Annotated in this window: 25 protein-coding genes; 17 read left to right on the forward strand and 8 right to left on the reverse strand. The window is 64.8% G+C overall.

Annotated features, from left to right (window positions below):
* The first annotated feature begins 16 nt into the window (after positions 1 to 16).
* Positions 17 to 997 carry a hydroxymethylbilane synthase gene (hemC, locus tag GGD67_RS27030; protein WP_179737082.1) on the forward strand — a complete coding sequence of 327 codons (981 nt, stop codon included), beginning with the start codon at positions 17 to 19 and terminating at the stop codon, positions 995 to 997.
* Between the two features lie 164 nt (positions 998 to 1,161).
* On the opposite strand, the gene hemE is transcribed toward hemC, so the two are convergent.
* On the reverse strand, positions 1,162 to 2,196 hold the full coding sequence (gene hemE, locus GGD67_RS27035) for a uroporphyrinogen decarboxylase (protein ID WP_179737084.1): 1,035 nt from the start codon (positions 2,194 to 2,196) through the stop codon (positions 1,162 to 1,164).
* A 107-nt stretch (positions 2,197 to 2,303) separates the two neighbouring features.
* Here hemE and GGD67_RS27040 point away from each other — a divergent pair, with 107 nt between their 5' ends.
* Together GGD67_RS27040 and GGD67_RS27045 are read left to right on the forward strand one after the other, a co-directional pair.
* Complete coding sequence (locus GGD67_RS27040; RefSeq protein ID WP_179737086.1) at positions 2,304 to 2,519, forward strand: hypothetical protein; 216 nt, start codon at positions 2,304 to 2,306, stop codon at positions 2,517 to 2,519.
* A 173-nt stretch (positions 2,520 to 2,692) separates the two neighbouring features.
* Entirely contained in the window at positions 2,693 to 4,597 is a 1,905-nt protein-coding gene (locus GGD67_RS27045; protein WP_179737096.1) for a diguanylate cyclase, read from the forward strand.
* A gap of 6 nt (positions 4,598 to 4,603) precedes the next feature.
* Here the strand turns inward: GGD67_RS27045 and GGD67_RS27050 are convergent, their stop codons facing one another.
* A complete protein-coding gene (locus GGD67_RS27050) occupies positions 4,604 to 4,822 on the reverse strand; it encodes a SlyX family protein (protein WP_092261590.1) in 219 nt (72 codons plus the stop codon).
* On the reverse strand, positions 4,812 to 5,606 hold the full coding sequence (locus tag GGD67_RS27055; RefSeq protein WP_179737098.1) for a rhodanese-related sulfurtransferase: 795 nt from the start codon (positions 5,604 to 5,606) through the stop codon (positions 4,812 to 4,814). The genes GGD67_RS27050 and GGD67_RS27055 overlap by 11 nt, the downstream gene beginning before the upstream one ends.
* Before the next feature lie 198 nt (positions 5,607 to 5,804).
* Here GGD67_RS27055 and ggt point away from each other — a divergent pair, with 198 nt between their 5' ends.
* The 5 genes from ggt to GGD67_RS27080 all read left to right on the forward strand — a co-directional run bounded on the left by ggt (position 5,805) and on the right by GGD67_RS27080 (position 12,016).
* A complete protein-coding gene (gene ggt / locus GGD67_RS27060; protein WP_179737100.1) occupies positions 5,805 to 7,391 on the forward strand; it encodes a gamma-glutamyltransferase in 1,587 nt (528 codons plus the stop codon).
* 170 nt (positions 7,392 to 7,561) lie between these two features.
* Positions 7,562 to 8,176, forward strand: a complete 615-nt coding sequence (locus GGD67_RS27065; RefSeq protein ID WP_210286649.1) for a (2Fe-2S)-binding protein — start codon at positions 7,562 to 7,564, stop codon at positions 8,174 to 8,176.
* Between the two features lie 4 nt (positions 8,177 to 8,180).
* The gene (locus tag GGD67_RS27070; protein ID WP_179737102.1) at positions 8,181 to 9,197 is read left to right on the forward strand and encodes a xanthine dehydrogenase family protein subunit M; all 1,017 of its coding nucleotides are present in this window, start codon (positions 8,181 to 8,183) and stop codon (positions 9,195 to 9,197) included.
* 2 nt (positions 9,198 to 9,199) lie between these two features.
* Positions 9,200 to 11,491, forward strand: coding sequence for a xanthine dehydrogenase family protein molybdopterin-binding subunit (locus GGD67_RS27075; RefSeq protein ID WP_179737104.1), 2,292 nt, complete (start codon positions 9,200 to 9,202; stop codon positions 11,489 to 11,491).
* Between the two features lie 60 nt (positions 11,492 to 11,551).
* Positions 11,552 to 12,016 (forward strand): FKBP-type peptidyl-prolyl cis-trans isomerase, encoded by a 465-nt coding sequence (locus GGD67_RS27080; RefSeq protein ID WP_018323238.1) that lies wholly within the window; start codon positions 11,552 to 11,554, stop codon positions 12,014 to 12,016.
* A gap of 168 nt (positions 12,017 to 12,184) precedes the next feature.
* Here GGD67_RS27080 and GGD67_RS27085 read toward each other — a convergent pair whose 3' ends face one another.
* A complete protein-coding gene (locus tag GGD67_RS27085; RefSeq protein WP_026202894.1) occupies positions 12,185 to 12,403 on the reverse strand; it encodes a CsbD family protein in 219 nt (72 codons plus the stop codon).
* Between the two features lie 128 nt (positions 12,404 to 12,531).
* Between GGD67_RS27085 and GGD67_RS27090 the strand changes: the two genes are divergently transcribed.
* The 3 genes from GGD67_RS27090 (at position 12,532) to GGD67_RS27100 (ending at position 14,121) form a co-directional block, all read left to right on the forward strand.
* Positions 12,532 to 13,044 carry a cupin domain-containing protein gene (locus GGD67_RS27090; protein ID WP_007606929.1) on the forward strand — a complete coding sequence of 171 codons (513 nt, stop codon included), beginning with the start codon at positions 12,532 to 12,534 and terminating at the stop codon, positions 13,042 to 13,044.
* A 118-nt stretch (positions 13,045 to 13,162) separates the two neighbouring features.
* Complete coding sequence (locus GGD67_RS27095) at positions 13,163 to 13,591, forward strand: VOC family protein (protein ID WP_018323240.1); 429 nt, start codon at positions 13,163 to 13,165, stop codon at positions 13,589 to 13,591.
* A 41-nt stretch (positions 13,592 to 13,632) separates the two neighbouring features.
* Positions 13,633 to 14,121: a VOC family protein gene (locus tag GGD67_RS27100; protein WP_018323241.1), complete on the forward strand. Its 489-nt coding sequence runs from the start codon at positions 13,633 to 13,635 to the stop codon at positions 14,119 to 14,121.
* A gap of 115 nt (positions 14,122 to 14,236) precedes the next feature.
* Here GGD67_RS27100 and GGD67_RS27105 read toward each other — a convergent pair whose 3' ends face one another.
* A complete protein-coding gene (locus GGD67_RS27105; RefSeq protein ID WP_179737106.1) occupies positions 14,237 to 15,391 on the reverse strand; it encodes a hypothetical protein in 1,155 nt (384 codons plus the stop codon).
* Between the two features lie 2 nt (positions 15,392 to 15,393).
* Entirely contained in the window at positions 15,394 to 16,095 is a 702-nt protein-coding gene (locus tag GGD67_RS27110; RefSeq protein ID WP_179737108.1) for a FecR domain-containing protein, read from the reverse strand.
* Between the two features lie 51 nt (positions 16,096 to 16,146).
* Here GGD67_RS27110 and GGD67_RS27115 point away from each other — a divergent pair, with 51 nt between their 5' ends.
* Positions 16,147 to 17,577, forward strand: a complete 1,431-nt coding sequence (locus GGD67_RS27115; protein ID WP_179737119.1) for a phospholipid carrier-dependent glycosyltransferase — start codon at positions 16,147 to 16,149, stop codon at positions 17,575 to 17,577.
* A gap of 47 nt (positions 17,578 to 17,624) precedes the next feature.
* Here GGD67_RS27115 and GGD67_RS27120 read toward each other — a convergent pair whose 3' ends face one another.
* Entirely contained in the window at positions 17,625 to 18,266 is a 642-nt protein-coding gene (locus GGD67_RS27120; RefSeq protein ID WP_092261581.1) for an OmpA family protein, read from the reverse strand.
* Between the two features lie 547 nt (positions 18,267 to 18,813).
* Here GGD67_RS27120 and GGD67_RS27125 point away from each other — a divergent pair.
* The 3 genes from GGD67_RS27125 to GGD67_RS27135 all read left to right on the forward strand — a co-directional run bounded on the left by GGD67_RS27125 (position 18,814) and on the right by GGD67_RS27135 (position 20,728).
* Positions 18,814 to 19,059, forward strand: coding sequence for a hypothetical protein (locus tag GGD67_RS27125; RefSeq protein WP_092261580.1), 246 nt, complete (start codon positions 18,814 to 18,816; stop codon positions 19,057 to 19,059).
* A gap of 120 nt (positions 19,060 to 19,179) precedes the next feature.
* The gene (locus GGD67_RS27130) at positions 19,180 to 19,434 is read left to right on the forward strand and encodes a hypothetical protein (protein WP_026202897.1); all 255 of its coding nucleotides are present in this window, start codon (positions 19,180 to 19,182) and stop codon (positions 19,432 to 19,434) included.
* Between the two features lie 127 nt (positions 19,435 to 19,561).
* Entirely contained in the window at positions 19,562 to 20,728 is a 1,167-nt protein-coding gene (locus tag GGD67_RS27135; RefSeq protein ID WP_179737121.1) for a winged helix-turn-helix domain-containing protein, read from the forward strand.
* Between the two features lie 83 nt (positions 20,729 to 20,811).
* Here GGD67_RS27135 and GGD67_RS27140 read toward each other — a convergent pair whose 3' ends face one another.
* Positions 20,812 to 21,258, reverse strand: a complete 447-nt coding sequence (locus GGD67_RS27140) for a DUF2809 domain-containing protein (RefSeq protein WP_179737123.1) — start codon at positions 21,256 to 21,258, stop codon at positions 20,812 to 20,814.
* A 77-nt stretch (positions 21,259 to 21,335) separates the two neighbouring features.
* On the opposite strand from GGD67_RS27140, the gene GGD67_RS27145 reads away from it, so the two are divergent.
* Positions 21,336 to 22,679 (forward strand): MFS transporter, encoded by a 1,344-nt coding sequence (locus GGD67_RS27145; protein WP_179737125.1) that lies wholly within the window; start codon positions 21,336 to 21,338, stop codon positions 22,677 to 22,679.
* 313 nt (positions 22,680 to 22,992) lie between these two features.
* Complete coding sequence (locus GGD67_RS27150; RefSeq protein ID WP_018323251.1) at positions 22,993 to 24,099, forward strand: efflux RND transporter periplasmic adaptor subunit; 1,107 nt, start codon at positions 22,993 to 22,995, stop codon at positions 24,097 to 24,099.
* Positions 24,100 to 24,183 lie beyond the last annotated feature (84 nt).

Raw genomic sequence — 24,183 nt, forward strand, 5'->3', positions numbered from 1 at the left:
TTGAGAGGGTTTGGACTTGGCTACTCGATTTCGGATCGGCACACGCAAGAGCACAATGGCGCTGGCACAGACGGAAGAGATCGCGCGCCGCCTGACCGCCGCCGTGCCCGGTCTCGACGTCGATATCGTCAAGTTCGACACCACGGGCGATCTCGACCAGACCAGCAAGCTCCTGCCGCATGGCGGCAAGGGCGGCGCCTTTGTGGCGCAGATCCGCGCCGCCGTGCTGTCGGGCGAATTGCAGGCGGCGATGCACTCGCTGAAGGACATGCCGGGCAATGAGGACACGCCCGGCCTCGTCATCGGCGCCACGCTGTCCCGCGATCCGCCGAGCGACGCGCTGGTGCTGCGCGACGGCGTGACGCTGGAGGCGCTGCGCCAGTCCCGCGGCAAGGGTTTCAAAATCGGCACCAATGCGGTCCGTCGCGCCGCTTACGCGCGACGCCTGTTTCCGGATGTAGACGTGATCCACTTCCGCGGCGCCGCCGACACGCGCGTGCGAAAGCTCGACAATGGCGAGAAGCAGCGCCTGCCGGATGGCGGCACGGTGGGACCGGCCGATGCGCTGATCATGGCGCGTTCGGGCCTCGACCGCGTCGGCCTCGCCGGCCGCATCGCCTATGAGTTTACCGCGGCCGAGATGCTGCCCGCGGCGGGGCAGGGCATCGTCGCGGTCGAATGCGCCGCGCAGGACTGGCAAACGCGGCAGATCCTGTCGTCGATCGACGATCCCGCCGCGCACGCCAGCGCGGACGCCGAGCGCGAGGTGCTGTGGGTGCTGAACGGCCACTGCAATTCGCCGGTGGCGGGCTTCTCGACCATCGCGGGCGATCAGATGTCGCTCACCGCATCCGTGCTCGATCTTTCCGGCAACGTCATTATCGAGGCTTCGCGCGCAGGCCCCGCCAATCGCCCGCGCGAGCTCGGCCGTGCCGTGGGTCTGGATCTGCTGACGAAGGGCGCCGCCGAGATCATCGAGCGCAGCCGGCCGCGCTAGGCTGCCGCGATCACGAGATCATGCGGGCGTGCGCCTGTTTTGCCCGACGTGTCAAACGCGGCTCGTGAGTCGGGTCTTGCCGGCCCAGCTTTTTCAATGACTTGTCTACTGTGCATGGGGTTGTTTTCGCGTTTTTTGTTTCCGCCCCGTTGGGGGCGGGCGAATTAGCCCCGCACGCGCTTGATCATCTGCTCGACATGGGCGATCGGCGTTTCCGGCTGGATGCCGTGGCCGAGATTGAAGATCAGCCGCCCTTGGGCAAAATTCGCCAGCGTGTTGTCGACCGCGCGGTCGAGCGCGGCGCCGCCCGTGATCAGCACCAGCGGATCGAGATTGCCCTGCACGGCGACCTTGCTTTGCACGCGTTCGCGAATGAAGCCGGGCTCCGCGGTCCAGTCGATGCTGACCGCATTGACGCCGGTCGCCTCGACATAGCCCGGCAATTGCGCACCGGCGCCGCGGGGGAAGCCGATGATCTTCGCATCCGGCACCTTGGCCCGCACGCCCTCCACGATGCGGCGCGTCGGCTCGACCGACCAGCGCGCGAACTCGGCCGGCGGCAGCACGCCGGCCCAGGTGTCGAAGATCTGCAAGGCATTGGCGCCGGCGGCGAGCTGCGCCAGCAGATATTGAATCGAGTTCTCGACCAGCACGTCGATGATTTCAGCGAACGCCTCCGGATGCCGGTAGGCCATCATCCGCGCCGGCGCCTGGTCGGGCGTGCCCTGGCCCGCGACCATGTAGGTCGCCACCGTCCACGGCGCGCCGCAGAAGCCGATCAGCGCGACCTTTTGATCGAGCGTGCCGCGGACGATCCTGAGCGCCTCGAACACCGGCTCGAGCTTGCCGAAGTCGGCGCGCGCGGCGAGCGTTGCGACCTTCGCCGGATCATCCAGCGGATCCAGCCGCGGGCCCTCGCCGACCTCGAACCGCACCGAGCGCCCGAGCGCGTAGGGGATCACGAGGATGTCCGAGAAGATGATCGCCGCATCGAAGCCGAACCTGCGGATCGGTTGCAGCGTCACCTCGGCCGCAAGCTCCGGGTTGAAGCACAGGTCGAGGAAGCCGCCGGCCTTGGCGCGGACCTCGCGATATTCCGGCAGATAGCGGCCGGCCTGCCGCATCATCCACATGGGCGGGATGCTCTGGCGCTGGCCGGAGAGCACGTCGATGAAAGGTTTCGTCGCAGATTGGGGCACGAATGGTCCTGAGCAAGGTTATGGCCTCTGATACACCGCTCCGGCCCTCAGCGGAACAGGGGAACCAGCGCAACAGGGCCGCGTTGATCCAGCCGATGGAGGAGATCATGGCTGAGAGATTCAATCCCGCCCCGCACGACAAGCACGCCGACGATCTGCGTGAAGCGCTCGCCGCCGACCGCAACGCCAAGCTCGATGCCGGGCTGAAAGATACCTTCCCGGCATCTGATCCCGTCAGCGCCGCCCAGCCGACGCCCTCGAAGGCCGATGCGGAAGCCGACAGTCCCTCGCTCTGGGACAAGGTCAAGGCGATCTTCAGCTAGCGGGAGGCGACGCCGGGATTCCGATCGGCTTGCTAATACCTTGTTAGCGATGTGCTGATCGCGGTGTCCGTAGGACTACTGGGAACCGGGGAGATGGCCGCGTATTCCAGTAGTGATTTCAGAGTTCAATAATAGAAGCAGCAGAGTTTCCGACGATCGGAGAATTCTGCCGCATGAGCCTTGCGACCCAAAGAGCCGGATGGAGCCGCCTGCCGCTGCGCGCGGCGGCGTTCGTCGTGCTGACCTGCGCGACCATCCTCGGCGTCAGCGGCTGGCGCGAATGGGCTGCGCGCGACGCGGTGCTCAGGGGTGCCGAGACCGAGATGGCGAACGTCGCCCGCTCGCTGACCCAGCATGCCGAGGACAGCCTCGATCTGCTGGATTCCGGCGTCGTCGGCGTCGTCAGCCGACTCGAGATGGACGGCACTGCACCGGCCACGATCGCCAAACTGCGCACCCTGCTGGAAGTACGCAAAAAGGCCATCGAGCGCGTTCACAGCCTCGCCATCATCGACGACCAGGGCAACTGGCTGACCTCGCCCGGCACGATCGGCTCAACGCTCAGCGACGATGCGTTTTTCCGCTATCATCAGCTCTCCCCGAAACGAGAGCCCTATGTCGGCCGTCCCGTAAAGAGCCTCCTGGACGGCGAATGGGTCGTCACCCTGTCGCGCCGCTTCAACAAGCCCGACGGCAGTTTCGGCGGGGTAGTGCTCGCGACCATCAGCTCAAAATATCTTTCGCATTTCTACGAGCAGTTCGAGATCGGCCGCAACAGCTCGGTGTCGCTCACGCATGGCGATGGCCTGATCATCGCGCGCAACCCCAGCAACGAGACATTCGTTGGACGCAGCGTTTCCGACAAGCCGTTATTCCGCGACGCAAGCCTGCAACGGCCGAGTGGGGCCTACTATTTCAAGTCTCCCCTGGACGGCGCCGAGCGCGTCAGCTTCTTCAAGCGCAGCGGCCGTTTCCCGCTCCTTTTGCTTGCCACAGTCGACAAGGACGAGCTGCTCGCGCCCTGGCGCGCCGCGGCAATCTCCCGCATGCTCTACGTCACCGCGCTGGTGATGCTCATTGCGGTCATCGGCGCCGTGCTGGTGCGACAGTTGCATCGGGGCCAGCGCATGGCCGCGGCCCTGGTCGAGAAAGAGGCGCATTTCCGCCTGCTCGCCGAAGGCTCCAGCGACATGGTGACCCGCATCGGGCTCGACGAGCGGCTGCGTTATGTCTCGCCCTCGTCCGCGCGCGTCGTCGGCTGGCGCGCCAATCAATTGATCGGCACGCCGGCGCTGGCGGGCATCAATCCGGAGGATCTGCCGGAGGTCCAGGCGATCGTCGACGCCATGAAGCGTGGCGAGCGGGAGGAGGCGCGCCTCACCTACCGCAACTCGCACCGGCAGAACGGCGAAGTCTGGCTGGAATCGACCATGCGGGTGACGCGCAAGGACAATGGCCGAGTCGACGGCGTGGTCGCGATCTCCCGCGACATCACCGAGCACAAGAAGCTGGAAACCAGGCTCGAGACGCTCGCGATCGAGGACAGCCTCACCGGCCTTGCCAATCGCCGCCGCTTCGACGAGCGGCTGAAAGAGGAATGGGCGCGCGCCTATCGCGACCGCTCCAGCCTTGCTTTGCTGATGATCGATGTGGATCACTTCAAGGCCTATAACGACGAATACGGCCATCCCGCGGGCGATGCCTGCCTGCGTCTGGTCGCAAAGATCATCGCGGCCGAGACCCAACGCGCCGGCGATCTGGCGGCGCGCTATGGCGGCGAGGAATTCGCCATGCTGCTGCCCAACACCGATGCCGCCGGCTGCGCCCTTTTCGGCGAACGGATCCGCAGCGCCATCCACGAGGCCGGCCTCGTCCATGCGACCAATCCGGAGTCCGGATGTGTCACCGCCTCGGTCGGCGGTGCGACCTGTCGGCCGGCGCTGGAGCGCACGGCGGGCGTGGCCTCGCTGGTTGAGGCCGCCGACCGGGCGCTCTACGCCGCCAAGGATGCAGGCCGCGATCGCCTGGCGATGTCCGGCGAGCTCGTGAACCTGCTGCCCAAGGCCTCCGGCCAGTAAGATGGCTCAATAATGCGGCGGAGGCTCGTTGGTGGGCCCAGGCGCATTGGCCTCGGCCTCCTGCAGCCGCTCGCCGAGCTCTGCGATCTTCCGGGTCAGCAGATCGATCTGCTTCCACTGCGCGGTGATGGTCTGGTTCAATGTCTCGATCGTGTCGTCCTGGTAGGCGAGGCGCGTTTCAAGCGTGTCGATGCGCTCGCTCAGCGTCTTGATCTCATTCGTCACGCGTCGCATCCTTGTTTCGTTCGCGCAAACCGGATTCTTGCAAGCGAGATTCTTGCAGACCATGGCCGAGCGCGACGCGCTCGTCGAACACGAAGCACTCCCCACGCCAGCGGCTCTGCGCCTCCGGCACCTCTTCCAGATATTTGAGAATGCCGCCCTTGAGGTGATAGACCTCGGTAAAGCCGCGCGCGAGCAGGTGCGCGCTCGCCTTTTCGCAGCGGATGCCGCCGGTGCAGAACATCGCGATCCTGCGGTGCTTTGCCGGATCAAGCTCGACGGCGGCAAAATCCTTGAACTGGCCAAAGCTCCTGATGCCGGGATCGACGGCGCCTTCGAACGTTCCCATCGCCACCTCGAAGGCGTTGCGGGTGTCGAGTAGCAGCATGTCGGGCGCGGAGATCAGCGCGTTCCATTCGCTCGCATCGACATAGGTGCCGACCTGGCGGGTCGGATCGGCAGCCGTATCGCCAAGCGTGACGATCTCCTTCTTCAGCCGCACCTTGAGCCGCCCGAACGGCATCGCTTCGGCGGCCGAGAATTTCAATTCGAGATTGTTCAGCCTGCCGCCGAACATGTCGCCGTTCGCCAGCTCATGGGCAAGAGCGTCGATCGCCGCCGGCGCACCGGCGAGCGTGCCGTTGATGCCCTCCTGCGCCAGCAGCACGCTGCCCTTCAGCTCAATACCGGCGCAGAACGCGCGCAGCGGCTCGCGCAGCTCGCGGTAATCCGGGAGGGCGGCGAATTGGTAGAAGGCGGCGACCTTGATCGAATCCGGATCAGACATGGCGGTTCGTTTAGCAGGCGGCCGCCACCTGGAAAACCCGCATGGCCACCGGCCTCGAAAGGTCTATTCGCCCAGCGGATGGCAGCCATTTCGCTGGTATGCCAGCATTGCCGAAGGCCGCCGGAATGTGTCATGTAACGCCGGTTTTTCCGAGATGGCGCGCCATCCGCGCCACGGGCCCAAGAGAGCAAGAATTCGATGAGAAACTTTCATTTCCCAGGCAGGTCCACGGTCCACGCCACCAACGCGATGGTGGCGACCTCGCATCCGCAGGCCTCGCTCGCCGCGATCGAGGTGTTGCGCGAAGGGGGCACCGCGGTGGATGCGGCCGTTGCGGGCTCGGCCCTGCTTGGCGTGATCGAGCCGCAATCGACCGGCATCGGCGGCGATTGCTTTGCGCTGATCCAGCCGCGCGGCGAGGGCAAGATCATCGCCTATAACGGCTCCGGCCGTGCCCCGAAGGCGGCGAACGCCGACTGGTACCTGGAGCGCAAGATCAACTCGGTGCCGCTGACCTCGGCGCATGCGGTCTCGATTCCCGGCGTGGTCGATGCGTTCGCGACCGTCCTGCGCGACCATGGCAAGTTCGGCTTCGACCGGCTGCTCCAGCCCGCGATCAAGGCGGCCGAGGAAGGCTACGTCGTCGCCCCCCGCATCGCCTTCGACTGGAAGAACCAGTTCGAGAAGCTGAAGGGCGGTACCAACACCGTGCGTTACCTGTTGCCGGGCGGCAAGCCGCCGGTGGCCGGCGACGTCATCCACCAGGCCGAGCTCGGCAAGACGCTGCGCGCGATCGCCAAGGACGGCCGCGACGCCTTCTACAAGGGCCCGATTGCCGAAGACATGGTCGAGACCCTCAGGGGCATCGGCGGCCTGCACACGCTCGACGATTTCGCCGCGCACACCACCGAGACGACGACGCCGATCGGCACCATGTACAAGGGCTACGACGTCTGGCAGTGCCCGCCGAACGGACCCGGCCTCACCATGCTGCTGATGCTGAATATCCTGTCGCGGTTCGACCTGACGAAATACGCGCCGCTCAGCATCGAGCGTTTCCATCTCGAAGCGGAAGCCGCGCGCATCGCCTACATGCACCGCGAGCTACACGTCGCCGATCCCGACCACATGCAGGTCGAGGTCGCCAGGATCCTCGCCAAGGAATTCTGCGACGAGCACATCGCCAAGATCCGCATGGACGGCATGCTCGACCTGCCGAACGTCGCACCGCCGATGAATCCGTCGACGATCTACATCACCGTCGTGGACAAGGATCGCAACGTCTGCTCGTTCATCAATTCGATCGCGCATTCCTTCGGCTCGGCGATCGTCTCGAACAAGACCGGCGTCCTGTTCCAGAACCGCGCCGGCGGCTTCCGCATCCAGCCGGGCCATCCCAACTGCATCGCCGGCGGCAAGCGGCCGCTGCACACGATCATGCCGAGCCTGCTCACCAGGGGCGGCCGCTCCGTGATGCCGTTCGCGGTGATGGGCGGGCAGTACCAGCCGGTCGGCCAGACCCGCGTCGTGACCAACATCCTCGACTATGGCTGCGACGTGCAGGAGGCGATCGACATGCCGCGCGGCCTGCACTACGAGGGCCAGTATCAGCTCGAGGACAGCGTGCCGGCTGCGATCGTCGAGGGCCTGAAGAAGCTCGGCCACAAGACCACCAGCGTGGTCGGCCCGCTCGGCGGCGCGCAGGCGATCTGGATCGACTGGGACAAGGGCACGCTCACCGGCGGCTCCGATCCGCGCAAGGACGGCTGCGCGCTCGGCTATTGAGTGCTGCCGCGCGGGGTTCCGCGCGCAAGATCAGGAAAAGTTGACGAAGGGCGGCGCGGCATTTGCTGCGTCGCCCTTTCTCGTTCGGAACAGAGTTCATCGCTTCCGGTTAAGGGGCGATGAGCGGTGCAGGGCGTGCGCTGCTTTGCAGATAAGCGGCGGAGGCCTCGATGTCCGACACATCAAGTTCCAAACGATCAGCATTCGATCGGCGCGCCTTCATGGCCGGCGCGGCTGGCAGTGCGCTCGTCCCGATCACAGCGCGCGCGGCCACAGAGGAAGCCAAAGCCCCAGCTGCACAGGACCCCTCACTTCCTGTCGAGGTCACGCTGCACGTCAACGGCAAGGACAAGCGCCTGCGCATCGACGCGCGCACCACGGTGCTCGATGCGCTGCGCGATCACCTCAAGCTCACCGGCAGCAAGAAAGGCTGCGACCACGGCCAGTGCGGCGCCTGCACAGTGCTGATCGACGATCGGCGGGTGGTGTCATGCCTGACGCTGGCGCTCGCGGCGGAAGGGCAGGAGATCACGACGATCGAGGGGCTGGCGACCGACGATCGCCTGCACCCGATGCAGCAGGCCTTCGTCGACAACGATGCGTTCCAGTGCGGCTATTGCACGCCCGGCCAGATCATGTCCGCCGTAGCCTGCGTCAAGGAGGGACATGCCGGGAACGAGGCCGATATCCGGGAATACATGAGCGGCAACATCTGCCGTTGCGCGGCCTATCCCAACATCGTCGCGGCGGTGAAGCAGGCCGCGCCCGAGATCATGAAAGGCTAGGCGCATGCGACCCTTCTCGTATCAGCGGGCAACAGACCCTGACATGGCCGTGCAGGCGCTGAGCGCCGCCGCAGCAGCCAACCATCCGTTGTCGCAGGCGATAGCCCAGCCGCTTGCGGGCGGCACCACGCTGATCGATCTGATGAAGCTGGACGTGATGCGGCCCGCCGCGATCGTCGATATCAATCCGCTCGCGCAGGCCTGGTCGGCAATCGAGCCTCGGGACGACGGATTACGTCTCGGTGCGCTCGCAAAGATGTCCGACGTGGCGGCCCATGCCGAGATCCAGCGCAATTATCCGGTGATCGCCAATTCCCTGAAGCTCGCCGCCAGCGCCCAGCTCCGCAACATGGCAACGCTCGGCGGCAACGTGATGCAGCGAACGCGTTGCAGTTATTTTCGCGACGTCTCCTACGAGAATTGCAACAAGCGCAATCCCGGCTCCGGCTGCGCCGCCATGGACGGCGTCAACCGCATGCATGCCGTGCTCGGCACGTCCGATCAGTGCATTGCGACCTATCCCGGCGATTTCGCGCAGGCGTTGATCGCCCTCGATGCCGTGGTCGAGATCACGGGCAGGGCCGGTACGCGCAGCATACCGTTCGCGGAGCTGCACAAGGCGCCGGCGAACTCCCCCGACATCGAGACCATGCTTCGGCCCGGCGAGCTGATTTCGGCCTTCTCGATCCAGGGCCGCTGGCCTCGTTCGGTGTATCTCAAGGCGCGCGACCGGCAATCCTATGAGTTCGCACTGTCCTCGGCTGCGATCGCGCTCGACGTGCAGGACGGCACGATCCGGGATGCGCGCGTCGGGCTCGGCGGCGTCGCCACCATGCCCTGGCGGGCGCGCGAGGCGGAGGCGCTGCTGAAGGGACAAAAGTTCGACGAAGCTCTGGCGCAACGCGTCGCCGATGCCGCCTTTGCAGACGCCCGCGGCCGCCGACACAACAGCTTCAAGATCGCGCTCGGCAAGCGCGTGGTGGCGCGCGCGCTCCAGCAGGCCGTAACGATGGAGATCTGATCATGACCGCTGCAGCTCCTTCGCCCAAGGCGAATATGGGCCAGCCCGTGCCGCGCTATGATGCGGCTGCAAAGGTCACGGGGCGGGCGACCTACGCCTCCGACATGCCGCTGGACAATCCGGCCTACGCATTCCTGCTCACCAGTGCGATTGCCAAGGGCCGCATCGACCGTTTCGATCTCGATGACGCCAAGCGCGTCCGCGGCGTGATCGAGATCGTCACCCACGAGAACGCCCCGAAGCTGAAGGAGTCGAAGCTGTTCAGCAATGGCGGCTATGCCGGGACCACGATCCAGCCGCTGAAGTCGGCCGACATCGCCCATGACGGCCAGATCATCGCTGTCATTGTCGCGGAGAGTTACGAGGCCGCGCGCGAAGCCGCCAATCGTGTCAAGGTCAGCTACACCGCCACCGCGCCCAGCGCGAGCTTCGACTCGCCGGGAACGACCACGGCCGCCGCCAAGGGCCAGAACGCGCAGTTCAAGGAAGACCCCGCGGTCGGCGATTTCGCCAAGGCATTCGATGCGGCCGAGGTCAAGCTGACCGCCGCCTACGACACGCCGACGCAGCACCACAATCCGATGGAGCTGTTTTCGACGAGCTGCGCCTGGATGGGCGACAACCTCGTCATCTACGAAGGCAGCCAATTCGTCTATGGCTTGAAGAACGGCGTCGCCGAGCAGCTCGGCATCGACGCCGACAAGGTGCGCGTGGTCAATCCCTATGTCGGCGGCGGCTTTGGTTCGCGCGGTTCGATGACGCCGCGGACCGCCATCATCGCCGGCATCGCCAAGCGCCTGGGCCGCCCGATCAAGCTGGTCCCGACCCGCGATCAGGGTTTCACCATTACGACCCACCGTGCCGAGACGCGCCAGGAGATCAAGCTTGGCGCAAACCGGGATGGCAAGCTGCTGGCTTTGAGGCATGAGGGCGCCGAGGTCTCCTCGCGCGCCGACGCCTATTGCGTCGGCGGCACCAAGACGACGACGCGGCTCTATGCCTGCCCGAACGTCGACAGCCTGGTGTCGATCGTGCGTGCCGACCGCAACACGCCGGGCTTCATGCGCTCGCCGCCGGAGGTGCCGTATCTGTTTGCGCTGGAGAGCGCGATGGACGAGCTCGCGGTCAAGCTGAACATGGATCCGGTCGAGCTTCGGCGCATCAACGACACCACCAACGAGCCGATCGGTGGCAAGCCCTACACCTCGCGCTCGTTGATGGCGTGCTTCGACGAGGCCGCCAAGGCCTTCGGCTGGGCGCAGCGCTCGCCGCAGCCGAAATCGATGTCGGAAGGCGACTGGCTGATCGGCTATGGCTGTGCCGCAACCTGCTATCCGACGCAGATGGGACCGTCGGCCGCGCGCGTGCGCCTTCAGCGCGACGGCCGGACCCGGGTCGAGATCGCCGGCCACGAGATCGGCACCGGCGCCTATACGGTCATCGCCCAGACCGCGGCCGAGCGCCTCGGCGTGCCCCTCGAGAAGGTCGCGGTCTTCATGGGCGACAGCGATCTGCCGCCGGCGCCGGTTGCCGGCGGCTCGAACTCGACCGCGAGCACCTGCTCGGCGGTGATGATGGTGTGCGACCAGATTCGCCAGCGCCTGTTCAAGGCTGCGATGCCGGCTCAAAGCTTGACCGACCGGGCCAAGGAGACCGTGGGTCTCGGCCAGACACCCGCCACGCAAGCGGCGAAGGGCGATCGTCCGCTCGACATCGAGAAGGCCTTCGATGCGCTCGGTGTCGGCGTCGTCGAGGAATATGGCGAGTGGAAGCCGGAAGGCGCGCCGCTGGATTCCTTCCGCGCCATGCACAACGGGCAGGTTCGGCTCGTTGGTGGACACGCCATGAAAGACCAGATCGCCTACGCATTCGGCGCCGAGTTCGTCGAGGTCCGTGTCAATCGCTTCACCCACGAAATCCGCTGTCCTCGCCTCGTCGGTGCGTTTGCGGCTGGCAGGATCATGAATCCGCGCACGGCGCGCAGCCAGCTGATGGGCGGACTGATCTGGGGCATGTCCTCGGCATTGCTGGAGGCCACCGAAATCGACGAGCGTAATGCGCGCTACGTCAACGACAATTTTGCCGACTACCTCGTGCCCGTGAATGCGGACGTCGCCGGCGTCGAGGTCGTTTTGCTCTCCGAGCAGGATGACCGCATCAATCCGGTCGGCGTGAAGGGCCTCGGCGAGCTCGCCAATGTCGGCACCAATGCCGCGATCTGCAACGCGATCCACCATGCCACCGGCCAGCGCATCCGCAAGCTCCCGGTTCGGCTGGAAAATATCGAGGTGTGAGGGGTGGAAACCGCACCCGCGTTGCGCTAGACACCTTCCGCCTCAAACGGAAGGTGTCTTATGCAGCGTTTCCAGCGCGCGCTCCTCACCCTGATGTCGGCACTCGCGATCACGGTGATCGCAGGCGTGTCGCATTTCGTTTCCACCACGGCCTCGGCCCAGACCGCAGGAAAGACCATGACCACAGCTTCAGGCTTGCAGATCATCGATTCCACCGTCGGCACCGGTGCCTCGCCGCAGCCCGGCCAGATCTGCGTGATGCACTATACCGGCTGGCTCTATGAGAACGGTCAGAAGGGCAAGAAATTCGATAGCTCCGTCGATCGCAAGGAGCCGTTCGAATTCCCGATCGGCAAGGGCCGTGTCATCGCCGGCTGGGACGAGGGCGTGGCCTCGATGAAGGTCGGCGGCAAGCGCACGCTGATCATCCCGCCGCAGCTCGGCTACGGCGCCCGCGGCGCCGGCGGCGTGATCCCGCCGAATGCGACGCTGATGTTCGACGTCGAATTGCTGGCGGTGAAATAACTGACGTCTCCACGTCGTCATGGCCGCGCTTGTCGCGGGCATCCACGTTCTTTCTTCGTGCTGCTAAGACGTGGATGGCCGGGTCAAGCCCGGCCATGACGGAGATAATCGACACGAACAAAAAGACCGGCCTTTCGGCCGGTCTTTTCGCGTTCAGTCCTGCGCGCGCTATTCCGTCGCGCGCTTTGCCCCGGCCGCCGCGCGATCGATCGCGTCCTTTGCGGCGTCCTTGGCATCGCCCATGGCCTGCTGGCCCTTGCCCTTCACTTCCTGGACCACGCCTTCGCCCTTCATGCGTTCGGAACCGGTGGCTTCGCCGATGCCCTGCTTGGCCTTGCCGATCGCTTCGTTGGCGTTACCCTTGATCTTGTCGGTCGTGCTACCCATGAAACTCTCCATCCATTTTGCTCGCAAAGACAACGTCCCGCAGCTACGAGGGTTCCGATTTTGGCATGGCTCGCGAGTGCGGCTTCGGGTTAGGTTGCCGCGCACGGAACCAACAGAAAGCAAGTCCCATGACCGGCCATGACCATTCGCATTCCCACCATGACCACGATCACGACGATCGCTGGAAACATGACGGCGTGCGCGTCATTCCCGGCAACCAGCTCGATACCAACGTGCCGTCGACGGCAGGCATGGACCGCGCGGCCGCGATCAATTTCGCGCGCGTCGGCGCCCAGAAATTGTGGGCCGGCACCGTCAGCATCAAGCCGGATGCCAAGACCGGTGCACACCACCACGGCCATCTCGAAAGCGTCATCTATGTCGTGAAGGGCAAGGCGCGGATGCGCTGGGGCGAGAGCCTGCAATTCACCGCCGAGGCCGGCCCCGGCGATTTCATCTTCGTGCCGCCTTACGTGCCGCATCAGGAGATCAACGCCAGCCCGGACGAGGTGCTGGAATGCGTGCTGGTGCGCAGTGACGGCGAGGCGGTGGCGATCAACCTCGACATCGAGCCAGTCGAGAAGCCCGAGACCGTGCTGTGGGTCGACCCCATCCACCGGGATCCGAACGAGAAGAAGTAAGACCGCCCTGCCGTGGGAGGCGCGATCGTCTCCGGGGGGTGAAAAAATATTCGGAAGCCCTGTCGGGTGGGCCCCCCGGCAGTCCGTCCTTGGGCAGAACCCGCCCAAGGAGCTTCCGATGCCCAGGATGATCTTCCTCAATCTTCCCGTGACCGACCTCAAACGTGCGACCGCCTTCTATGAGGCGGTCGGCGCGACCCGGAACCCGCAATTCAGCGATGACACGGCGAGCTGCATGGTCTTTTCCGAGGCCATCTACGTGATGCTGGCGACCCACGACAAATTCCGCCAGTTCACGCCGAAGCCGATCGCAGATGCCAAGACCTCGAACCAGGCGCTGTTCTGCCTGTCGGCCGACACCCGCGACGAGGTCGACGCGATTGTCGGCAAGGCAGAGGCGGCGGGCGGGGTGGCCGATCCCAGCCCGAAGGACGAATACAGCTTCATGTACGGCCGCAGCTTCGAGGATCCGGATGGCCACATGTGGGGTGTGAACTGGCTGGACATGGCGGCTGTCCCTCCGCAGCCCGCCATGGCGAATGCCTGATCGCAGTCCGTCGAACGCTAAACCAACGAGGAGCTTTCACGATGTCCAAGGTCGTACCCTGCATGTGGTTCAACGGCGATGCAGAGGAAGCCGCAAAGTTCTACGTTTCGCTCGTGCCGAATTCGGCGATCACGCACGTTCAGCGCAATGTTTCGGACGGCCCCTCCGGCAAGGAAGGCTCCGTGCTTGTCGTCGAGTTCACGGTCGCCGGTCAGCCGCTGGTCGCGCTCAATGGCGGGATGAAGATGGAATATACCCACGCCATCTCGCTGATGATCCATTGCGACGACCAGGCCCAGGTCGACAGCGTCTGGAATGCGTTCCTCGCCGATGGCGGCAAGGAAGAGCAATGCGGCTGGCTCCGGGATCGCTGGGGCGTGGCCTGGCAGGTCGTGCCGAAGGTGATATTCGAATTCCTGTCGAGCCCGGACAGGGCAGCGGCCGCGCGCGCGATGCAGGCCATGATGAAGATGGTGAAGCTGGATGTCGACGCGCTGCGCCGCGCGTTCGAGGGCAAGTCGGCGGCGTGACGACGACACAGGTGCCGTAGGGTGGGCAAAGGCGCTCTTGCGCCGTGCCCACGATCCGTCTCCGGTGGAGAGAAGTGGTGGGCCCGCTTCGCTTTGCCCACCCTACGGAGCTGCCTCAGTAATTTATCCGCAGCCCCACGCCGCCGTGGATGGTGTTGCCGACCGGCTGCGGACCCAGAGTGCCGTTGGCGAAGAGGTCTACGACCCAGCCCTTCTGCACGCGGAAGCCGAGCCGCCCGCCATATTCGAACCAGCCCTGGTTGCCCATGGTCGGCACCACCACGCCGTCGCCGGTCACGGTGGCGACGATTCCGCTGTGGCTCGCAAACGACTGCACCCAGCCGCCGTTGATGTTGGTCTCGACGTTGCTGCCGAACAGATGCGTCCACTGGCCGCCGATCTTGACCAGGCTGGTGCGGTCGGTGCCGGTCGCGATGGTGGCGTCGAACGGGTTGAAGGCCACGGCATTGTCGCTATAGCCGGACACGCGCTGCCAGAGCTGCCAGACTTCGATCGAAGCCGCGACCTCGTCGCGCGGCGAGAGGCGGCTTATCCAGCCGGCGCGGCCGTAGACCGCGTAGTTCGAAGCGTTGGTCGAACTCGTCACGCTCACCGGGCCGAGGCTGGTGTTGTAGCTGCGAGTGTAGCGCGCCTTCTCCCAGGGCGTCAGGATCGTTCCGACGTCGAAGAACGGACGTGACGATCCCCAGTCGGTGAAGTCGTAGCGGAGCGCGAAGGCGCCGATCGGCGCGCTCGTGATCTTGTAGCCGCCCTCGTTGTAGTGCGTGTAGGCGATGCCGGCGAGCAGCGACAGATTGTTGGTGAGCTCCTTGCGGCCGTGGATGCCGGCCGAGAACGAGCCGGCCGAGCCGAACGCGCTGATGCAGTCGCTGCAATTGATCTGCTCGTTGACGCCGAGCAGGACCGTGCCGAGCACCCGGTTGGTGATCATCTGGTTGAAGCGCTGGCCCGCGAGGCCGCCGATCGAATTGCCGCTGGAATCGGCGCCGGTCGGTGTCGGGCTCGGCGACGGATATGGACTCGGCGACGGCGAAGGATAGGGGCTCGGCGAAGGGGAGGGTGAGGGTGAGGGCGAATATGTCGGCGTCGGAGACGGTGAATAGGTCGGGTAGGGCGTCGGCTCGCCGCATCCGATTTCGCAGGTCGCTTGAGCTACGGCGGGACGAATGTCGAGCGCGACAAATGCCAGTGCAGCGGCCGCGGTCAGCAGGCCGGTGAGGGCGAAGAGCCGAAAGTTGAATTCCGCCATCGTCAGCGCCCGCACAGCATGCCGTCGTCCTGGACGGAGGGCGTGATGGTCGGCGAGGCGCCGGCATACTGGTTCACCGCGCATAGCCCGGCACTTGCGGCGCAGTTGGCGGCGAAGGTCCAGGGCGGCGTGTTGGTCTTGGTGATGCTGACCCTGCCGCCGGTCGATGTGATGATTGCGGTGTCGCCCGGCTGAGTGAGCTGCACGCATTGTGAGCTCGTCGTGCAGACGCTGGCTGCGCCGTCCTGAAGCACGACGACAGAGCGTCCGCGCTGCGAGAGGATGTCGAGCGTGGTGCCCCGCACGCCGATGGTCGCAAGCGGCGTCGTGATCTTGTAGGCGGTCTTCTCGGAATGTCCGGTGACGAAACGGAACGCGCCTGTTGTCATGCGGATCGCGACGTCGCGATAGCTGTGCTCGTCGTTGAAGACGGTGCGGTCGAGCTTGAGCGTGGCGCTGGGGCCGAGCGACAAATTGGTGCTGTCGGCCATCACGAAGCGCGCGGCACTGTCGGCCCCGGTGCGCACGGTCTCGTCGCGCAGCATGCTGTCGCCGACGCTGATTGGCGTGGTGGCCGCGGCCACGCGCACCACTTCGTTCTGGATCACGACGGCTTCGCCGACGCGCGTCTGCGCCAGCGCAGCGGGCGCCGCGCACAGTGCGGCCGACAACAGGGCGGGGAAAAGCCAGAAACGCAAATTCATTTCACAACCGATCGATGTGCCCCTGATCGTACCGGATCGCGCGCGCTTCTGATGTGGCGAAATTATCACAAGCGGCGCGGGACGTGCGTTATGCTTAGTGACAGCCGCGGCGGAATGCGTTCAATGAAAACCGCGATCCTTATTTTTGTCCGCGGTGACGCAAATTTGCCACGCAAAGCATCCCCACAGCAGCTGCTTGAACGGTCTGCAGTTCCGAGATTGTCGCGAAGCGCAGTGATTGCTGTCGCTATTTTCCTAGCTGCCCATCTCGCGCTGCTGATCGGACTGACGACGCCGGAGAAGTTCGTCTTCGATGAGGTGCACTACGTGCCGGCGGCGCGGCAGATGCTGGCACCGGCGATGTCGCAGCCGATGCTCAATCCGATGCATCCGCCGCTGGCCAAGGAGCTGATCGCGGCCTCGATCGCGGCCTTCGGCGACAACGCGCTCGGCTGGCGCTATCCTGCGACATTGTTCGGCGCACTCGCCATCGTCGCGATTTATCTGTGCGGCCTCGCGCTGTTCGCAGCGCAAGGGCCGGCGATCGCCGCCGCGCTGATCGCGGCCTTCAATCAGATGCTCTACGTGCAGGCGCGCATCGCCATGCTCGACATCTTTGCGCTCGGCTTCGGTCTGCTCGCGACCGCCGCCTTCATGCATGGCTTTCGCAGGGAGCGACCGCATGCACTGTTCGTATTCGCGGGCGCTCTATTCGGTCTTGCCGCAGCCTGCAAATGGAGCGGCCTGTTTCCGCTCGGCGTCTGCATCCTCATCGTCGCGGTCATCCGCCTGATGCAGGGTTGGCGCACGCTGTTCGCCGACGCGAAGCCGGACGACTGGTATCGGCCGGACCTCTGGCCCGGCTTGAGGCTGCACCACGTCGCGCTCTGCTTCGCCGTCTTGCCAGGCGTGGCCTATCTGGCGGCTTTCGTTCCGCTCTACGGCGTGTCGTTGCCGGATCTGATCGAGGCGCAGCGCCGGATTTTCGCCGACAACACCACGACCGCGATCGCCGGACACACCTATATGAGCGCATGGCCATCCTGGCCGCTGCTCGCGCGCCCGGTGTGGTTCCTGTTCGACAAGACGGGGGAGGACAACGTCTCCGCAATCGTCTTCCTCGGCAATCCGCTGGTGTTGTGGCCGGCTCTGCTCGCACTCGCGCTCGTGCTGCGCGATTTCATCGTGCTGCGCCGGTGGGATGCGTTCCTGATCGCGGCGTTCTATTTCGGTCCCTGGCTTGCATGGGCATTGCTGCCGCGTACGCTCGGGTTCATCTACTACTATATGCCGGCCGCCACCGCGGCGTCGCTCGCGCTGGTCTATGTGCTGCGCCGGGACGGCCTGCCGCGCTGGCTGCTGTGGGCCTATGTCGGTGTCGCCGCGATCGGCTTTGCGGTCATGCTGCCGATCTCTGCGGCCTTCATCGGCACGTCGATGCGGAGCTTCGGCCGGCTGATGCTGTTCCAGAGCTGGATATGACATCGCCGCCTGCCGGGGCGGCAGGCGGCGTATGGATCAGTTAGAGATCACTTCGATGCGGTCTTGGTGTCCATGTTCACGACCTGGACCCGGCGGTTGACCGGGTCGGCACCGTTTGCAGTGTCCTTCAGCTTGGTCTCGCCGTAGCCGACGGTGACCAGATCGGTGGCGTTGAGGCCGTAGTTCTGCACCAGGTACTTCTTGATGGTGTCGGCGCGCCGTTCGGAGAGCCCTTGATTGTACTCTTCGCCGCCGGTCGCATCGGTGTGGCCGGCGACCACGAAGGTCGAGCCCTTGAGCGCCGGATCGGACAGGGCTTTGCCGAGCGCCTGCACCGAGGTCATCGAGGTCTTGGCGATATCGGCCGAGTTGTAGTCGAACTGAATCTCCAGGTCGATCTTCGGCTTGGTCGCGGCGAGTTCGGCGATCTGCTCGCGCTCGCCCGTCGAGAGCGACCGGGTCGAGCGGTTGCGTACCGTATTCAGGAATGTCGATTCCTTGGCCTGCACCGCCGGATCGGTCTGCGGACCGGCGGACAGGCCGCGGGTCGCCGGCTTCGGCTTCAGTGCATCCAGGATCTGGCCTGTGGAGACATTGTTGTCACCGGCCAAAGCCAGGCCCGCCGTCATCGACAGCGCGGCGGAGAGAGTTATCGCCTTCAGTCCAAAGAACTTATCAAAACGGGTCATTGTCGTATCCTCGTTGTTACGCCTGATAGCGATTTGATGCTGCGAGCATAGGGCGGGTTCAAAAGCCCTGATGTGATCTTGGTCACTGTGGCGACAGCGCTCTCAAGCTCATTTTCGGGTGTTTCTCCGCGTCCCGGGCGGTGAACCGGCGCGTCTCGCGGCTGCTCCGCGGGTGGGGCCGATGGTCCCAATAGCAGTGGTCGCATCCTCCGCCGCGTGGGTTCAAACGGCGGCAATCCCCGTGTGATTGAAATCACGAGCAGCCTCATTCCCTCCGTGCCGGTGGGGAGGTGGCTGGCCAAAGGTTCTGGCGCCGGCGAGGGCCGGCAGGCGTGCGGGAAACCTTTGCACACCGATCGTCGCAAAGCCGTCGCCGCACGGCCCGGCCGCGAACAAGAAATCGGCCAGATGCGCGCCTAGCAGGATTTGCCCCCGCCAATTGCCGAGTGAAGGAGCCGAGTTCCGTCCAGTGCCGAGGCCAAGTGACTATCAGCGTGACTACTTCAATCGCAGCGGCCCGCCGGATCGGACAGTGTCCCTGAGCTCAATGCCCATCTATATCGGTGCGGCCATGATCGCGGTGGCGATCCTGCTGTCGACCCTGATCACGGGGCTGACCTCCCGCTATGTCGGGCTCGAAGCGCCGACCGAGGAGAACGTGTGGCTGGTCGACCGCCTCACCGGCAGCGTCTATCGCTGCCAGGCGGAGGGGCGCGGCAAGGCCCTGTGCGAGCCGGATGTCGCCACCGGAAGCCTCGGGGACCGGCCCAAGACCCCGAAGGATGGCCGCTAGGCCCTCCGCTTTCGCACCGCAGCAAGAAAATTGTCTTCTCCGCGAAACGTCAGCGCGAGAGAATACGTAATTGCGAAGGCCGGCATGACGCCGGTTTTGTTTTACGGAGGAGACTTTTCGATGAAGATCTTGCTCACGTTTGCGGCCTTTGTCGCGTTCACCCTTTCGCTGTCCCCCGCGTCCGCCGCGATGATGGCGTGCACCAAGGACAACATGATGAAGTCCGCAGCCATGATGGGCGGTACGCCCGACACGCCGGCCAAGATGGCGGCGAACAAGGAAATGGCCATGGCCAACACGGACATGAGCAACGGCAAGATGAAGAGCGCCTGCATGCACTACATGAAGTCGCAGAAGGCGATGACGATGAAGTAGGCGCGAGGCGCCCCGCATCCGGCCGCGCTGTCAGCAGATGACAGCGCGGTTTTTTTGACTGCTGCCTCGAGGTCTTCTTTTTCTTCTTCTTTTTCTTGGCGCGAATCCCGCTACATTCCTCCCCGCAATGTCACGCGCGCCCAAACCGCTCCACCTCACCACGACACAGGCCCGGCAGATCTGGCTGCATGCCCAGCGGCTGGATGAGCGCGCTCCGTTCGGCGAGGGAGCGCAGGCCGTCGCGGACGCGGTCGCTCATCTCGGCTATGTGCAGATCGACACCATCAACGTGATCGAGCGCTGCCATCACCACATCCTGTTCAGCCGTATCCCGTCCTATCGCCGCGCCGATCTGCGCCACGCCCAGAGCGTCGACAGAAGCGTGTTCGAGTATTGGACGCACGCGCTTTCCTACGTACCCGCCGGCGACTTCCGCTTCTTCCTGCCCGCGATGCGTGAGCATCGCCGCGAAGGGCACAAGTGGTTCGCCTCGGTGAAGCCCGCCGACACGCGCAAGGTGATGCGGCTGGTGCGCGCCGGGCCGCTGACGATCCGCGATATCGAGGACGACGTGCTCACCGAGAAGGAGCATCTGTGGCAGAGCCGCAAGCCCTCGAAGCGGGCCTTGCAGCTCGCCTTCTATACCGGCGCCGTGACCATCAGCGAGCGGCAGGGCATGCTCAAGACCTATGAGCTGATGACGCGGCATTTCGGCTGGGACACGCTGCCGAGGCCAGCCTCAGCCAGGGAGATTACGACCTATCTGCTCGATCGCGCGCTGCGGTCGCAGGGTGTGGTGAGTCTGGATTCGATCTGCCACCTCGACGCGCCGCGCAAGAAGGCGGTGGCCGGCCTGATCGCCTCCCGCGTCCGCCGCGGCGAGCTCGTGCCTGTTGCGATCGACGGCGCCGGCAAGCAGGAGCATTGGGCAGCGCCCGCCGCGCTGGAGGTGAACGGCGAGGCGGTCCCGCCTGATCTCGTCCACATCCTCTCGCCGTTTGATCCCCTGATCATCCAGCGCAAACGCACCAGTCTCATCTTCGGCTACAACCACGTGTTCGAGGCCTATGTGCCGAAGGCCAAACGCAAGCTCGGCTATTTTGCGCTACCCGTACTGGTCGGCGACGAGATCATCGCCGCGCTTGATCTGAAGACCGACCGGCAGGCGAAGAAGCTGCTGATGCAGAAATGGACCTGGGTTGGGCAGGGCAAGAAGACGGTGGGGCGCAAGGAGCTCAAGCGCGTGATCGAGGAGGAGCTTGATCGCTTCGAGCGGTTTCAATTGGCGGAGTGAGCTGCAAGGTAGCGGTCTCGTAGGGCGGGCAAAGCGTAGCGTGCCCACGTCTGCCTATTTGATGAGAAGACGTGGGCACGGCGCTAGGGCGCCTTTGCCCACCCTACGAGAGCGTGCGTCGTGGCGAGCCGATCGATCCAGACGCCGAACGCAATCCCCGCCGCATACGCCACCAGATTCCACAGCGAGAAGATGCGCCCGAGCAGCAGTGCGCCGGCCGTCGTCAGCCGGAATGCATCGAGCCATGGCGCATGCACCAGTCGGGAAAATTCGACCACCATCGCGATGATCACGGCGATCGCCGCAATCTGAGTCCGGGTGAGCCGGGGCAGCAAAACCCCGACCAGCAGAAACACCATCGTCGCCCACAACAGCGAGCCGCCATACTTCACCACGAAAGCGGGAAGGCCGAGTGGAAAGCCGTACCAGCGCAAGGACAGCCCGCACGCGATCACGAGCAGAGCGAGGGTGGCGCGGATCATGGCCTTCTGCATCGGCGTCAGGGCTTGTTCCGGCTGCGTCCCGTGCATTGCTCGCTCCATTGACTCTTCGCCCGCGATGCTGAAAACCGCAACCAGCCCATAAAAGCAACAACCCAGGGGAAGCCATGAGCCAGACCACGACCTATGCCGGTTCCGCCGGCGGCGCCAAGGATTTCAACAAGTCGGAAATCGAGACCTCGACGATCCGCGCTATCTCCTGGCGCCTGATTCCGTTCCTGGTGCTGGCCTACTTCTTCTCCTATCTCGACCGCGTCAATCTCGGCTTCGCTGCGCTGACCATGAATGCGGAGCTGAAGTTCACGCCGCTGATCTTTTCCTGGGGTGCCGGCATCTTCTTCTTCGGCTATTTCATCTTCGAGGTCCCGAGCAATCTCGCGCTGGAGAAGTTCGGCGCCAGTCGCTGGATCGCCCGCATCATGGTGACCTGGGGCATCATCTCCGCCCTGATGGCACTCGTCAGCGGCGTCACGAGCTTCTATGTCCTGCGCTTCCTGCTCGGCGTCGCCGAGGCCGGCTTCTTCCCCGGCATCATCCTGTATCTCACCTATTGGTATCCGGCCGAATATCGCGCCCGTTTCCTTGCGGCCTTCGCCATCGCGGTGCCGGTGTCGACCGTGATCGGTGCGCCGATTTCGGGCCTGTTGCTCGGGCTCGACGGTGCGATGGGCCTCAAGGGCTGGCAGTGGCTCTTCATCATCGAGGGCATCCCCTCGGTGCTGCTCGGCATCGTCACCTGGTTCTATCTCACCGACAAGCCGGAGAAGGCGGATTGGCTGTCGACCGAGCAGAAGGCGTGGCTGAAGGCGAAGCTCGATTCGGAAATCGCCGCCAAGCAGGCGGTGAAGCATTTCTCGCTCGGCGAGGCGCTGTCCTCGCCCAAGGTGATCGCGCTCAGCCTGATCTATTTCGGCTTCGTCGGCGCGCTTTATGGCATGCAGTTCTGGCTGCCGCAGATCGTCAAGGCGTTCGGGTTGACCAACGCGCAGACCGGCTTCGTCACCGCGATCCCGTATCTGTTCGGCACCATCGCCATGATCCTGTGGGCGCGTCACTCCGATGCCACGCGCGAGCGCGTGAAGCATGTCGGCGCGCCGCTGCTGCTCACCGCCGTCGCGCTCGCCGTTTCCTCCTATCTCACCGATCCCACCATGACGATGGTATTGCTGACGGTTGCCGCGATCGGCGTGTTCTGCTGCTTCGGTGTGTTCTGGACGCTGCCGACCGCCTGGCTCTCCGGCACCGCGGCCGCCGGCGCCATCGCCCTGATCAACTCGATCGGCAACCTCGCCGGCTTCGGCGGGCCCTATTTGATCGGCTGGGTCAAGGAAGCAACCGGCCAGACCTCAACCGGCCTGCTCGTGCTCGCCGTGTTGCCCCTGATCGCCGGCATCCTGGTGTTCGTCGGCGGTCACGACAGCAAGCACGAGTTCGCCGGGCAGGGGCGGTAAGCCGAGCGACCAGTCTCGTAGGGAGGGCAAAGCGAAAGCGTGCCCACCTAACCGTTATTGTGATCCTCAACTGAGAGATCGTGGGCACGGCGCTAGCGCGCCTTTGCCCACCCTACGGCGTCTGAGCTGAGGCCTGCTGCGCTCCATCCAGGCTCATCGCCTCTGTCTAGCCCTACGATGGGACCTTCCTGACAACAATCTCCGCCTCGCTACTACCTCTTAACGATCACGCATTCCTGATGACTGACGATTATTGACTTTTATCAGTGATTAGTCGACATTCCTCTCATTCGAGATGCAGGAGTGTCCTTCGATGTTCGTCCGGTCGGTTTTGTCGAGCTATTCCAGGCTGTTGGCAGGTGTGTCGTTAGCCCTGATGGCGGCTAGCCTTGCCGGGTGCAATGACACCGTCGCTGAGAAAGCCGAGCCGCCGCGGCCGGTTCTGGTCGCAACCGCCCATTATGATGCCGAGACGCCGGAGCGCAGCTTCGTCGGCACCATCCGGCCCCGGATCGAGAGCGACCTCGGCTTCCGAGTTGCCGGCAAGGTCGCCAAGCGCCTCGTGGAGGTCGGCCAGACCGTTGAAATCGGCCAGCCGCTCGCCACGCTTGATGAGGTCGACCTGAAGCTCCAGGCCGAGCAATCCGTCGCCGAGCAGACCGCCGCGACCGGCGTGCTGGCCCAGGCCGCCGCGGCCGAGCAGCGTGCCAAGGATCTGAAGGCCAAGGGCTGGACCACCGACGCCCAGCTGGATTCGAGCCGGGCATCTGCCGATGAGGCACGTGCGCGCCTCGATCGTGCGGTCCGCTCGGTCGAGCTGACCAAGAATTCCCTTTCCTACGCGACGCTCGTTGCCGACGCCCGAGGCGTCGTCACTGCAACGCTGATCGAGCCCGGCCAGGTGGTCTCCGCGGGCCAGGCTTCGATCCGTGTCGCCCGCTTTGCCGAAAAGGAAGCGGTCGTCGCGATCCCTGAGACGCTGGTCGGACGCGCCAAGTCGGGCGTCGCCAGCGTCACCCTTTGGTCGGAGCCGGACAAGAAGTATACGGCCAAGCTGCGCGAGATCGCGCCGACGGCCGATCCGGCCACGCGCACTTATCTTGCAAAGTTCTCGCTGCCGGAGGCCGACGACAAGGTCGCGCTCGGCATGACCGCGACGCTGACGCTGTCGGACGCCGCGACCGAGCGCGTTGCGCGGCTGCCGCTGTCGGCGCTGTTCAATGAAGGCGGCAAGCCGTCCTTCTACGTCGTCGACGACAACGGTGCGCTCACGCTGAAGCCGGTGGCAGTGAAGTCCTACGAGAGCAACGACGTCGTCATCACCGGCGGTGTGGAAGAGGGCGCCAAGATCGTCGCGCTCGGTGTGCAGAAGCTCGATCCGGCCCAGCGGGTGCGGGTTGTCTCGTCGCTGTCTTTCTAGTTCCTGTCATTCCGGGTTCGCCCTGCGGGCGCCCCGGAATGACAGAAGAAGTCGAGTTACGTCGTGTGAGGTGAGTTTCGGCCT

It is taken from the genome of Bradyrhizobium sp. IAR9, from assembly GCF_013408065.1.
Lineage (GTDB): Bacteria > Pseudomonadota > Alphaproteobacteria > Rhizobiales > Xanthobacteraceae > Bradyrhizobium.